The organism is Pseudomonas bubulae (genome assembly GCF_900618535.1).
Taxonomy (GTDB): domain Bacteria; phylum Pseudomonadota; class Gammaproteobacteria; order Pseudomonadales; family Pseudomonadaceae; genus Aquipseudomonas; species Aquipseudomonas bubulae.
The window spans coordinates 122,880-136,673 of sequence record NZ_UYJA01000007.1 but is presented as its reverse complement, the minus strand read 5'-3'; the positions used below and the strand labels follow the sequence as shown (position 1 = coordinate 136,673).

9 protein-coding genes are annotated in these 13,794 nt (G+C 54.0%); 5 read left to right on the top strand and 4 right to left on the bottom strand.

The genetic code is table 11. From position 1 onward, the window contains the following. Positions 1-133: 133 nt before the first annotated feature. Entirely contained in the window at positions 134-1,390 is a 1,257-nt protein-coding gene (locus tag PPTH39_RS22340; RefSeq protein WP_095018762.1) for an integrase domain-containing protein, read from the top strand. A 235-nt stretch (positions 1,391-1,625) separates the two neighbouring features. Here the strand turns inward: PPTH39_RS22340 and PPTH39_RS22335 are convergent, their stop codons facing one another. Together PPTH39_RS22335 and PPTH39_RS22330 are read right to left on the bottom strand one after the other, a co-directional pair. Next, positions 1,626-4,745, bottom strand: coding sequence for an AAA family ATPase (locus PPTH39_RS22335; RefSeq protein ID WP_095018761.1), 3,120 nt, complete (start codon positions 4,743-4,745; stop codon positions 1,626-1,628). Continuing rightward, complete coding sequence (locus PPTH39_RS22330) at positions 4,746-6,503, bottom strand: hypothetical protein (RefSeq protein WP_095018760.1); 1,758 nt, start codon at positions 6,501-6,503, stop codon at positions 4,746-4,748. A 289-nt stretch (positions 6,504-6,792) separates the two neighbouring features. Between PPTH39_RS22330 and PPTH39_RS22325 the strand changes: the two genes are divergently transcribed. The 4 genes from PPTH39_RS22325 to PPTH39_RS22310 all read left to right on the top strand — a co-directional run bounded on the left by PPTH39_RS22325 (position 6,793) and on the right by PPTH39_RS22310 (position 9,261). Then, a complete protein-coding gene (locus tag PPTH39_RS22325; RefSeq protein ID WP_047882718.1) occupies positions 6,793-7,827 on the top strand; it encodes an IS481 family transposase in 1,035 nt (344 codons plus the stop codon). 319 nt (positions 7,828-8,146) lie between these two features. After that, positions 8,147-8,476, top strand: a complete 330-nt coding sequence (locus tag PPTH39_RS22320; protein ID WP_095018759.1) for a hypothetical protein — start codon at positions 8,147-8,149, stop codon at positions 8,474-8,476. Between the two features lie 94 nt (positions 8,477-8,570). Continuing rightward, on the top strand, positions 8,571-9,068 hold the full coding sequence (gene radC, locus PPTH39_RS22315) for a RadC family protein (RefSeq protein ID WP_095018758.1): 498 nt from the start codon (positions 8,571-8,573) through the stop codon (positions 9,066-9,068). A 10-nt stretch (positions 9,069-9,078) separates the two neighbouring features. Continuing rightward, positions 9,079-9,261, top strand: coding sequence for a hypothetical protein (locus PPTH39_RS22310; protein WP_095018757.1), 183 nt, complete (start codon positions 9,079-9,081; stop codon positions 9,259-9,261). A gap of 159 nt (positions 9,262-9,420) precedes the next feature. Here the strand turns inward: PPTH39_RS22310 and brxL are convergent, their stop codons facing one another. Together brxL and pglZ are read right to left on the bottom strand one after the other, a co-directional pair. Next, positions 9,421-11,463 carry a BREX system Lon protease-like protein BrxL gene (gene brxL / locus PPTH39_RS22305; protein WP_198417421.1) on the bottom strand — a complete coding sequence of 681 codons (2,043 nt, stop codon included), beginning with the start codon at positions 11,461-11,463 and terminating at the stop codon, positions 9,421-9,423. Positions 11,464-11,469: 6 nt separating this feature from the next. Next, on the bottom strand, positions 11,470-13,788 hold the full coding sequence (pglZ, locus tag PPTH39_RS22300; RefSeq protein WP_095018755.1) for a BREX-1 system phosphatase PglZ type B: 2,319 nt from the start codon (positions 13,786-13,788) through the stop codon (positions 11,470-11,472). Positions 13,789-13,794: the final 6 nt, after the last annotated feature.

The following is a 13,794-nucleotide window of genomic DNA, read 5'->3' as shown; positions in this document are numbered from 1 at the left end:
GAAAACACGGGGCCTTAAGCGCCAGCAGGATCCATTAGCGTCCATAGACATCCATGCAACCGTGTATTCCAGGTGGTATTCCAAGCCCCCAACTGGTAATTTTTGGAATACACAAACAGCATTGGAATACACCATGTGCGCCCAACCCACTCGCCTTTCAGATATGAAAGTCAAAGCCGCCAAGCCTAAGGAAAAGGACTACACACTCACGGATGGCAACGGCCTTCAAATGCGAGTGAGAATCAATGGCTCCAGGCTATGGAATTTCAACTATATCCATCCGGTGACCAAAAAACGGATCAACATGGGATTAGGTACCTTTCCCGAAGTCAGCCTGGCGCAAGCACGCAAACGGACTGTTGAGGCCCGAGAACTTGTCGCTCAGGGACTAGACCCGAAAGAGCAGCGCGACGCAGATCGCCAAGTGAAAAAAGCTGCGACAGAGCACACGTTTCAAAACGTGGCGACGACATGGTTTGAACTAAAGAAAGACTCGGTGACGGCTGCCTACGCCGAAGATATTTGGCGCTCGCTCACGCTACACATCTTCCCGGACTTGGGCTCGACCCCAATTTCCGTAATCAGCGCCCCTAAGGTCATCAACCTGCTCAGACCTCTTGAGACCAAGGGGAGTTTGGAGACTGTTAAACGGCTGACCCAGCGCCTCAACGAGATCATGACTTACGGGGTGAATTACGGACTCATCCATGCCAATCCCCTTAATGGGATTCGCTCGGTCTTTAAGAAACCAAAAAAGAAAAATATGGCGGCATTGCCTCCCGACGAGCTGAATGAGCTCATGGTGGCAATTGCCAATGCCAGCATAAAAAGAACTACGCGCTGTCTTATCGAATGGCAGCTAAACACCATGACTCGCCCAGCAGAAGCAGCCACCACTCGCTGGGTCGACATAGACTTCGAAAAGCGCATCTGGACGATCCCTGCTGAACGTATGAAGAAACGGCGCACACATATCGTGCCGCTTACTAATCAAGCATTGGCTCTTTTGGAGGCAATAAAGCCCTACAGCGGACATCGGGAGTACGTGTTCCCCGCAGACCGGGATCCTCTAACCCATTGCAACAGCCAGACCGCCAACATGGCACTAAAACGCATGGGATTTGAGGGGCGCTTGGTAAGCCATGGCATGCGCTCAATGGCTAGTACCATCCTCAACGAACACGGCTGGGATCCGGAGCTGATTGAGGTAGCGCTTGCCCACGTTGACAAGGATGAAGTGCGAAGCGCTTACAACCGTGCAGAATACATCGAAAGAAGACGTCCGATGATGACTTGGTGGAGCGAGCACATCCAAGAGGCCGCCACCGGCAGCCTCTCTGTGTCAGCTATTACTGAAAATCGGGACAAAAAAGTCGTCTCGATACGCTGACCCAAGCACAGACCTCAGCCCACAGCGACAGTCCTCCGTACGAGCTATAGCTCCATCAGTATTTAAACCATGAGGCTATAACTGAAGTCTTACCGCGCCTCGACTCCGTTTTGAACTGAACTGCTAAAAGGTGTGCGTCACTGAAAACCTTGATGGAGCGCTCAAGGAGCGCTGTGGTGGAAATCGACTTGACCAAATGCACCACAGAACTTTCGAACAAATGCGGCAGCGCCGACTAATTGACTACCAGACCTGCAGCCGACCCGCGCGCCAGCTGAATGGTCTGGAACGATTCTCCTAAGAAGCCAAACTTTCGGGCAAAGAGCGAAGCAATTCGAGTATCCGCTGTAGCAAAGAAAATCTGTCGATTGGAGTTCACGGCCAAATCGCGTAAGTAGTCGAGGAAGGACAAAGCGTTCAAATCATCGATATGCGCGATCGGGTCGTCAATCAGAAGGACTGGTGGTGCCTTAGTCGCGTTGCGATTCATCGACAAGAATATAGACAGCGCAAAAGCTGCACGCTGCCCGGTGCTTATTTGCTCAAGCGTACGTTTCTCGTGTGAGGCGGATGTCTGAAGGAGTACCTCTCCCTGCCCAACATATTCATATTCGTTCGGAGCATGGATGCGACTGAAAATTTCATTTATCTGCGTGCTGATGGTGCCCAACGATTCTTGCGTTGCTTGTTCAAGGGAGCACTCTTCGCGGAGCAGTTCCAGGGTTTGTTTTGCGGTCTGATAGTTTTCCGCCTGCTCCAAACCTCCTGTCAGCTGCCGCTTAAGTTGCTCAACCTGCTCGACAAGTGTGGAAATATTGCTCGACACCATACTTTCAATTTTGACGGCCTCCATCGCCTCCGAATGGAGGCGGGTGGCGCCAATTATCCCCACGCTTAATTCAGCAAGAAGTGTACTTCCGTCTATATCCACAAGTCCTTGCAAAGCACTAATTCGACTCTGAATCGATTCGATTTCACCTTGCATGATGACGAGAGACTCCATGCCAGCGTCGTTTTGCGCTCGCGTCTTCCAGCCTCCGGCGATGGCAGAAGCACTTAGATCAGAAAGTTGTTTTTCAAGGTGTTTATACAGCTCGAGACTCTGAGCTTGAAGTTTCCGAGCTGCAGTAGCCCCTTCGAGACACGTGATTCGTGCTTCATTGATAGCTGCGGTATCGAGCTCTGATTCTGGCGAGGGCAGAATCGCGGATATCGCGCTCTGAAGGAGGTCATGCTCGTTCGTGGTCAAACCTGAATTGTCGAGTTGCTTCCAATCCCTCCTGGCGGCGGCAAGTTCTGACTCGGCATCCGCCAACTCGGATTTCAGTTCTACAAGTCGAGCGGGAACCTCAGCGCAGAGCACATCTGGTGGTAGGTCAAAGGCACTTGCCATCCGCTGCAAGAGTTCGAAGAAACGGACTCTGCCTTGAAAATGTTCAAGGTTTTCCTTAGCCTCAGCAAGTTGAGCAGTAACCACTGTGAGCTCGCTTGTCTGTTCTAGTGTGTGGGTGATTTGTTCGACAAGAGCGGCCAGTTCCTGAGGCGAATATTTGGCCCGGCAGATGGGGCAATCATCTTTCGGATGGCCCGCCTCGAACGATGCCGTTGCGGCGGCTCGCAATTGGCGCGCTGCTTGCGCTCTTTCAGATGCTGCCTTTCCGAAACTGTCGGACAGACTCTCCAAACTGGTCACTTGGGTAGTGCTGTCCTCAACATCCAACTTTGCACCACGGACGGCGGATTCCAGCGATATGGCGGCATACTCTTCGGGCACCTCGGGAATGTCGACATTCGCGTAAAGGCCCAGTCGGCCTAGTGCGACATCTGCCGCTGTTTTAGCCTTCGTACCGCGAGCATAGACGACGGAGAAGCCACTATTCACGTACGTTAGCCAGCGGTCTAAGGTTTGAGATGCACGTTCGCTGTCAATTGCCTGTTCCGCAAGCCGTTTCAGTTCTTGTTTACATCTTGTTCGCTCAACGTAAAGCGGACGCGCCTTGGCAAGCGCCAAGTTAATCTCCCTGACTCGCACCGAAATTGCATCTAGAGACATCGCGACTGAATCTGCACCTAGTACAGACTGCAGATGGCCCAGCGCTTCCGACAGGCCATTTGCTTCCTCCGCCGTAGCTAGAGGCGTTGTAGCTCTGGGGGCTTTCCACCGAAGCCCATCCAAGGAGAAGCGAAATGCCTCTGTGAGAGCCCTGCCATTAGAGGGGCGACTCTGGACGCCCTCGAGCTCTTTTTGAGCAATTTCGAGCTTCTGCCGACTCTCGGCGACTCGTATGATTGAGCGCTCGTGGGCGGTTTCGACCTCAGGCGAAATCTTTCCGAGATAGTCCCAGATCATCGAGGCATCCGCACCGACAAGCATGCGGCTTAAATCACCTGGTATCTCTGACGGTTCTAGTTCCGTCGCGAATCGGAACGCCGCATCTGTATCGAGAAAGTTGTATCGAGTGAATGCACTCAGAATCGACTTCGCAAATCGCTCGTCCCGGTTATACCAACTGAAGCAGCGTGCCCTGATTCGCCCAGCCTCTGCGGAGGCTAACAGCGGCTCAATGTTGCCGACCAATGAGCCGGAGATTCTCGGAGTGGCCGCATTCCCCGGCCTTCGGTTGTGCCCGCAGTAGAAGTACTCTACAGCTTCAAGCAGCGAGGTCTTGCCAGTGCCATTAGCTCCAACGATGAGGGTAACCTGGCCAAAGGTGTAGGACTTACCATCGTGGACTGGACGGAAACGATCAATCGAAATAGAGGAAAGCCACTTCTGAGCTAGCAGAGCGTCGGATGGATTGAGCGTCAGGGTCTTGTCGGCAACGGGTACACGCTTGGCTGAGCGAGTGCCGATGCGCTCAACGACGTCCTTTCGCGTAGGTCGATCGAGCAGTTCATCCAAGTCAGCTGCGGCGAGGCGTTTCTCCCATTCGCCAACGACATTGAAGTCCTTGTCGGCGTCGTTGGGTGTGAAGTATTGATCGGCACCAAGCAACGCTTCGAGCTCTTCCTCGGAGACGACACGCTTGCGGGCATACTCTTTGTCTGACTCAATCGTCGCCTTCGCTTTTTCGAAGCCGTCATGGCGTAAAGATTTCGGGCCGGCAACGATAAAAAGGTACTTGTTCCATCGCAAGTCGCCAGGCGTGCCGAAAAAATCGTCTCCCAGGATTCGCTCCTGAAAGTCATAAAGTTCGCCAGCGCGGCCGACCACGTTATCAGCAAGGTCCACATAGGCGATGGCGTAACACTTGCCTTCGTGGCGGCGCTCGCCTCGGACCACCGTGTCACCGATACTCTGGACGTCACCGAGCAATGCGACGACTTTCTCTCGAACCGACTGAAGCTCCAACATTTAGTCCGCCTCCGCAATGGAGGTGGCGCTGCCGCCTCCATGGGTAATATCAGTGAGCTTGGCAATTCGAGCGAACTCTGCTTGCCCATCTATTGTGTGGAAGCAGACCGCGATACGGTGCTTGTGATTGTCATTGTTCTCACGGCGCAGCAACTCATACGCGGCGTCGCTCACGTTCTGGATAGTCTCTGGGCTCGGATCCATTCCAAGGTACGCGACCAAGGCCGGAGGCTTTCCATCTTTAAAGACGTTCACGTGCGGCACATCCGGCCGCCACATGATGCGAGCGTCACCACCACCGAGGTCGTGAATTTGACGCGGTAGCTTCTTCGTAGCCAATATGTTGTTGAGTGACGCGACCTTCTTCATACTGCTTTCACGGGCTTGACCTGCAGCGACATCGCGATCCAATACAAGCGTGACTCGCCGCACGATTTCACTTTCGTCCAGCTTGCAGGCCTCGAGCTCGCCAGCGTAGTACCAAGTTTCCTTGCACTTCGAAAGACCGCATGACAGCGCAATTGCACGTTCCACCTGTAGTCGGCTGTTCACCGACTTCAGGCTTGAGAACGCCGATTCCACATGAGGCGAAAGGGCGAAGAGTTTTGACAAACCCGGATCGGGGTTCTCAGCATTGGGTACCCAGTTCTGCTGGTCCTCACTCCAGGTGTACCTAGCATCCATCTTTGGTCCGAGATGGTTGTCGTGGACGTGCGTCCCAAGCTGGACGATCTTCGCGACTGTCAGTTCAAACGCAGCTGCGCTGAAGTGGAAGTGGAGCACATGCCGGTGATTCACGTGCCGCGAGTAGTAAAGACCGCGTTGTTCGTTATTCTCAACCTCAGCGTCTTTCGATGAACAGCGATTGTCCGAGATATACCAGGCAGATCCGCTCTCGTTCTTCCATGCCTCGCTCTTACCGTTGGGCTCATCAAACTGGACCATGTTCTCCGCCCAGTTCAGGCAGACAATGTCGCAGTTGTTTAGGTCCTTGTTCTTGACGAACGTGTCGAGGCGATAGCGAATGTAGCCCGTGTGTTTCGGCTTCGGATTCAATTGGATGTGCAGCAGCGTTGAGAAGCGTGAGAGTTGCTTGCGAAGACTCTCGTCGGGCGCGACATTGAAGGCGTCGGAGCAGATGATGGTTGCGAGCGAGAGCTCTTCATCCGCGCCCTTGAACTGATAGATAACGCTTCCGCAGCGAAGGTTCTTGTTCTCGAAGAAGTGCAGGTCCCTCGAGGAAATCGTTTTGAATTGTAGGAGGACCACGCGCCGGTACTCCCCCGCAACGTCCTTCGTGACAAAGCAGTACGCGACGGGATCGTAATAGACACCCTGGATTGGTGCCGCGGTGTCCTCCTCAAAGATAACATCGCAGTACCCGAAGCAGTCAGTCTCGAACTTCTCGAGCTGAGCTGGCGTCATGCTTTCACAGCCGAGAACCCAGAGGGCTCCGACGGCAGGGAACGTAGTGCCCTGAACACACTTCAGCAGAGTCTCGATGGGGAGGTAGTACTCCGGGGTTACAACAAGATGGTGTCCCTTCTCTGTGGCCAGCTCAAGGAACTTCGTCGCCTGATTATCGGCGAACGCGAGGTCGAGCGGCCCGATGCGGGTGACATCGGCCAATATTGGACCGGCAGGCTGGAGTAAGAGCGCCCGATAAGACTGGTCGTTCGGGTTCAGCGCATCAAGCGATGGATTCGTGAGTGAGCGAGCAAGGAGCACGCCTTCCACGTCACGGATGGAAATAGTCACAACGCCTCCCTGCAGCGCCTATAGCGGTCTTCATCACCGCCGCATCTTAGTCAGTTACTAGCTGGAAATGAGAATGCACTCTAGGACTATCTCCTTGCAATGGGGGACGTCACGGATGCGGGGGAATATTCGCAGCAGCTGTAAAGAGCCTAGCTGCCGCAGAAAACGCTTTTACTCGGACTTAGTTGTAGAAGTCTCGACTTAATCTGACACCCCTCTTGAAAAAGAGCGGGGCTACCGGGTTTGATGGTTGTGCGAGCAATCACCAACCCAAGAGGAGTAGCCCCGCATGAACGTTGTAAATCAACCGATTGTTAAGCACAAGTTGGGCTTGTTGAACCTGGCCGAGGAACTCGGCAACGTTTCACAGGCCTGCAAAATCATGGGCGTGTCGCGAGACACCTTCTATCGCTACCAGGAAGCCAAGGCGAACGGTGGAGTCGAAGCCCTGCTACAAAAAGATCGCAGAAAGCCAAACCTAAAAAACCGTGTCGATGAGGCTGTTGAACAATGCGTACTGGACTACGCCATTGAACAACCCGCCCACGGCCAAGTCCGTGTCAGCAATGAACTGCGTAAGCGTGGCACATTCGTCAGTCCCTCAGGTGTACGATCAATCTGGCTGCGGCACGCGCTGGCGAACTTCAAGCAGCGTCTGACTGCTTTGGAAAAGCACGTTGCGGCTACAGGCTCTGTTCTGACCGAAGCCCAGGTCGTTGCTCTAGAGAAGAAACGTGATGACGATATCGCCTGCGGCGAAATCGAAACGGCCCATCCGGGCTATCTTGGCTCCCAGGACACGTTCTACGTCGGCACTATGAAAGGCGTAGGCCGTATTTATCAGCAGACCTTTGTTGATACCTACAGCAAGGTCGCGTTCACCAAACTCTATACAACGAAGACGCCAATCACGGCAGCAGACCTGCTCAACGACAAAGTGCTACCGTACTTTGCAGAGCAAAACGTCCCCGTGCTGCGGATTTTGACGGATCGTGGAACGGAATATTGCGGCAAGCTGGAGCAGCATGATTACCAGCTCTACCTGGCAATGAATGACATCGAGCATACCCGGACGAAAGCCGCGTCACCGCAAACTAACGGTATCTGCGAGCGGTTTCATAAGACGATCTTGCAGGAGTTTTACCAGGTTACTTTCCGGAAAAAGATCTACCAAAGCATGGAGCAGTTGCAGGCCGATCTTGACCAGTGGGTGGCCCACTATAATGATGAACGGACTCATCAGGGAAAAATGTGCTGTGGCCGGACGCCGGCAGAGACATTTGAGGATGGAAAGAAAATCTGGCTGGTCAAAATGATCAACTGAATTTGACCTGACAGTCACGACCTCAAATCCGGTAACTGTCAGATGAAGTCTGAGTTTCTACAACTTAGTAACTGTCAGCCAGAGTTTTTATGGCAATCTAGTAAGATTGCTTTCGGTACGCGTCCAAGGTGTCTCAGAGCCCCAAACGGACCTTCGTGAACTTCCGAATCTGGTCAGCTTCAGCCCGTCACCAATGGCCGCACTGAATTGTTTTCTGCCGTAGTGATTAGATCGTTCATCTAAAAGCACGCTTATACGAATCAAAAAAATCTCAGCCCTACATAACCGTAATGACATCAACACCAAGAAGGTTCGCCTCATGTCATTACAATGCCCTCGCTGTCATTCCCCCCAAATTGCCTCTTTCCATCACGCCATGAAAATCGGTGCTGCCATCGGCACCGTGGACGGTGCCGCCCGTGGCATCAGCGCAGCTCTAACTGGTGGTCAGGCTGGTGCGCTTATCGGCGCTATCGCCGGGCCCGTCGGCATCACCATCGGCTCAGTGTCAGGCGCGATCCTCGGCGGCCTAGCCGGCGGTGTCGGCGGCTGTGCGCTCGGCGCCCAACTGGGTGAGTCACTCGATCGTCACATTCTGGCCCACAACCTCTGCCTGCTCTGCGGCCACCGTTTCAACCTTCCGACCTGATCAGGCCACCTTTCCCTTCTTTATATCCTATCCGGACGGTGCTGCGCTCTGCGCAGCGCTGTGTGCCGGCCTGCATTCATACAGGACTGCCCGCATGAAATATCACAAGCTCAAAGCCGGTGAGGCCACCGGCACCTATGTCATGGATTCACCGGTCACCGAGGCCGACATCCTGCAGATGGCACGACAACTGGCGATGAGTCGTTTGTCTAAAGGCAGGGCACTGACTGATCCGAAGCAGGTATTCAGCCACCTGCAAACACTGCTGCAGTATCACGAGCACGAAATTTTTGCTTTGTTACTGCTCGATACTAAACACAGGGTAATAAGCTTTCGGGAGCTATTTAGAGGCACGCTGGACGGTGCTAGCGTTTACCCGCGGGAAGTGGTCAAGATCGCTCTAGAGCACAATGCCGCTGCCGTGATTTTGGTGCACAACCACCCATCCGGCGATCCAGAGCCCAGTCAGGCTGACCGCTCGCTGACGAACACGCTCAGAGAGGCGCTGAATCTGATTGGGGTAAGAACGCTGGACCACATCATCGTTGGCAGCGACGGCTGTAAATCGCTGGCAGAACAGGGCTACCTGTGAGGAGGTAGGCATGAAGCAACTGGTACGAATCTTCGCAACCCTGTTCATCTTCGTCGGCATTCTTGCCGGCTGCATGACAGCAATACTTTTGTTGATTCTCATGGTGCGGTTTCCGCCGCTTCTGATTGCAGCAGTACTGACTTGCCTGATTTTCAGTCGACTACGGAGCACTGCAAATAACACATCTGAATAATTGTAAGCTCAACCAACGTCCGTCGCCTGCCAGCGACGGACGTTGGTAGATGTACAGTCCTTTTTTTCACCCAATCTAATGCAGTTACAGACCGCAGGGTTGCGCTATGTACAAGGCCCCTCTGGGACCGTCGTCAAAGATCGCTGAACTGTGCCCCCCCTACTCCACAATCGCTTTCAACAACGCATCCCTTGCATCCTGGTAGAACTGGATGTCGATCTTTGTTGCCATGTCATCAGATAGGTCATACAGCTGGCGTCTGGCTGTGACGGGCATGAGCAGCACGCTGGCGCCCTTCTCTACCGCCAGCTCGGCAATATTCACTGCGCTGCTAATCGGCTCAATCGAGCCGCCAAGGTTTATCTCGCCGACGACGATCACTCCGCCCTTCACCGACTTTTTCAGCAAGCTGCTACACATCGCAATCAGCGCCGCCATGCCCAGTTTGGAACCGCGTTTGGCGGCGTCGTAGGCTCTGAGCTGAACGGAGAACTCGTGGGCACGTGGGTCGCGGTCTCCGATGAGCTGAGTTGCTCTGGAATACAAATTCTGCTCAGCATAGCGCAGCGACTCCTTGAAGGCTGCGGGTGCCGGATTATTGAGGATGCGTACTCCAGAGCCAGGGCCTTCATTCACCTCGATGCGATACAGGCCAGCGTTGTCGTCGATGTCCGCCCCACCTTCGCTGATGGTCCAGATCTGGCCCGGTTCCAGTGGGTCATCACCGATTTCGTTGTCGGCGCGTAGCTCCGGCGTAGCCACGAACTTCTCGACTCCGTCATCGCCAATGAAGTAACTGAAGTGGGTGTTACGAAACTCGGCGGCTCCGACTCGCTTTTGCTGTTCCTTGACCCGACGCCGCACCTCAAGCCCTAAACGAGTGGCCCATTCTAGATCTTCATCGGACACGACCATGTCCTGACCCGGATACATCAGCTTGAGCAAGCCGGAAACGGTTTTGTTGACCGCATTGGTATCACGACCACTGAGTGCTCCGCCCAAGTGAACGCGATTCTGCATAGCAGATACACGGCTCTGGAAGCGCAGACGGCTCATACACTCGGAGAAGAAGTCACTAACCAGACCGAAGTGGTCTGTGGTCAGTGTCTTGTTCATCTTAGGTACATCCCAACCAGGTAGATAGCAATGGATTCGGTCCATCCAAGCCGTGTCATCACGCATTTCTGCCGGTAGTGGACCAAAGAGATGGCCTACTCGCTGCTGGTGTTCGACATCGACATCGAAGTTGCCGACAAACACCAGAGAGCCATCGGCTCGAATGCTTTCCTTGCCACGACTGAACTCGCCGGACTCCATGTAGCCCTTCATGATGTTGATCCCTTCCTTGGTATCGAAGGAGATCCCACTGACCTCATCAAAGCAAACCACATCGTACTGGCACACCAAGCCACGCTGCCCGCTGGCGTTGTTGACAAACATCTTGGCGATGGTCGCTTTGCCGCCTGAGATCAAATGCGCGTAGGGCGATATTTGCTGAAATAGGTGACTCTTGCCCGTGCCCCGCGGCCCCAGTTCGACCATGTTGTAGTTGCGCTCAACGAACGGCACCATGCGCAACAGAATTGCGTCTTTGGCGCGCGGTGAAAGCTCATTGGATTCCAGGCCAATCGAGCGGACCAAAAAATCCCGCCACTCTTCGCTATTGAATTGGGCTCGGGCTTCAGCCATGACATCCAACACATTACGCTTGGACATTTGGATGGGACGTAACTCGGCAATACCGAAAGCGTTCCCCTTCTCTTCAGCAATAACACTGTCGTACGTCAGCGTCACCTCAGCATAAAAGCCGCCGGTCAACAGACGTTCGTTATCGTCCACAATTTTGTCAGGGATGCGAACCCGGCTGAGATTCAAGCTGGGTAACGACGCCAGGTAGCCACCTTCCTTTTCTACAAACCGCACGCTGACAATATCGATCAGTTTGGCAGAGCCGGTTTTGTAGGCTCGTGCCTTGAAAAGCTCTTCCTCGCCGGCACGCACGGTACGATCAGACAGCTGTCGCTGAACGATTTCCAAACCTTCTTCGATTTCAATGGGATCGGTTGAGGCGCAGTATCTACCCAGCATGAACTCGACGACATAGGTCGGAACCGGAAATTGACGCGCAAAAGTACGCACCAGGTCTTTGCGAACCAAGTACCCCTCAAAGACCTCCGCGGACTTACGGTCCAGCGTATCCATTTCCACTTACTCGTCTCCTACCAGAGTTGGTTTTTTCGCCAGCACATTGCCGTTGTCATCCAGCAGCACTAACACAGCAGTAGTACCCTCATACTGGTCATCTACCAATAGGGTGCACTTGCCTTCTTTCAACGGTTTACGCTTGGTGATCTCTGAGTCAGGGTCAGCCGGGTGCGTTCTGAGTACCGCCAGCCCCCCTTCAGCACTGGTTTGCGCCTGGACTTTACAGGTCAACCCCACCCAGCGCAGATCCGAGAGCGTTGCAGAGATGGCTGAAGTCATAACTGCGGCTTGTGTGCTGCGAACCTCTAGGACTGGTGTCAAACACTCCTGCAGGCTCAGGCCACCGTGATCATAGTGCTGTCCTGCCTTGAAACTACAGGCACCTGGAGCCATCGCAATACTGACGGCACCGTTCCAGTACCAACCTACCTGCTGATAACCGCTGTCCACAGAATCTTTGATGACAGCACAGCGGCCCCAGCGCGTTTCGGTCAAGTGCTTGGGCAATTCGACCTTCACCATCGGTGCGGGTGTCAGCATCCAGCCATGGTCGGTGACGATGCGGATTTTTCGCCAGCCAGCAACCAGGAGCTCTTCAACCCGCTCCACAACTTCAGCCAGTAAGGTATCAATTCGAGCTGCCAGCTTAAGCCCCTTAACGTGGCCTTCTTTGTCAATATCGCCGCTTTGAACCCAAGCATTGGATGCTGGGTCGCCTGAATCGCCCTCATCCAAATATTGCCAGCCTTTTTCCTGCAGAAACTTCTTCAGGTAATAAGCTGAAAAGTCCTTATCTTCGTCCAGCAAGCTGGGCTCAAAATCACGGTCGGTAGTTCTGCCAGTCAACCGGTTATGCACCGGTGTCACGGCTGCTTTCGCGGTAGACGTCACTGAAGGCAAAGCTGCCCAGTTTGCCGAAAGCGTTACTGCACCCAATCCTTGCAGAGCCTGACTCAGACGCTGGGCAATGTCGTAACGCAGGCCGTCTACGAAAAATACCACTTCACCACCCGCGGCATACTCAGCCGTGGCTTCATTCACCTGGTTGCTACCCGGATAGCCCTTAGATTTGACCACACCTTGGAAATTGCGCGTCACCTCATCCAACCAATGCGTGTAGATCAGCGCGAGGATCTGCTGCACAAGAACTTGCTGGCTTGCGGATAAGGGGGAAGCCAAGGCTTTGAGCATCTGATCATCAACCTGCCAATAGTGCTCCCGATACTGCGCCGCCATTTCATCTGCATCGACGCCGGAGAAGACCTTTGTGGTCTTCTGAGCCACTTGGCTCAGGTGACCAAGCACGCCTGCCAACGGAGCCAGATCAAGTTCAAACCAAATCCAAGCACGCCGTTGTGCATGCCGTTGCTCAAGGGTCTGCAGGCTTTGGCGAACCTGGGCCGCATCTTGCTCAAGCAATTGCTGTAACGTCTGTTCCAGGTATCCCTCTTCACTCAAATTGATAGCAGGATAGCTTTCACCGTTGGAAGCCAAATCAGGCTGGACCTTAAGCAATAACTGCGGCAAGAACGGGTAGTGGCGGCAAGACTCAGTATAGCGTTGCCATACGCTCTCCCAAATCCCCTGACGTTGACACAGCAGTTCGGCGGCCGTCAGCTCCCCGTCCTGCTCAGGATTGAAGTGATATTCGGTTTCGCAGATGCCAACCAGTGCTTGCCAGCGTGACCCGTCCCAGCGGTTACGGCAGCTTTTGCTGTCATTCATCCAACTGAGCAAATCACGCACCGGGTCACTGCTCACTAGCTTATTGAAATCTGCTGCCTCGAGACGGCGGTTGCACAGCTCATCACGCTCACTTTCCAGAATCTCAGGTAAAACACGCAGCATGGCTTGTTGGGACTTCTCATCCTTGGCGACATCCAGCCCTGCTCCGCCGTTACTGGAGATCAAAAAGGCGTTCACCGTCCAATCACGGCCAGAGTTGCTGTAGATCCACCAGCAACCTCGGTACTGCAGCTCAGCCAGCGGTTTGAGGTCGTCCGGGCAAGTGCCTATTGCACGCAGGTCGCGGCGCTCCACGCCCGGTAAATACAGGATCGGTGTTCGATCGACTGGGAGCTCAATGCTGGGCAGCGCATTCTCCACAACACATTTGATCCAAATGGCTGGACCTACTTTCTTTTCGGGGGCGTAGTCACCCAACACAATCAGTTCCGGCATTGCAGCTTGCAGTAATGGCAATGCTGCCTCCCACTGGCGCAGCGCGTCAGTCCACAGAATCACGCTGGGGGCGACTTGTACATTGGAGTTGTAAGCAGCGCTGTTCCGGATTTCGGTGGCCAGCAAATCGATCAGTTTCATATCAGT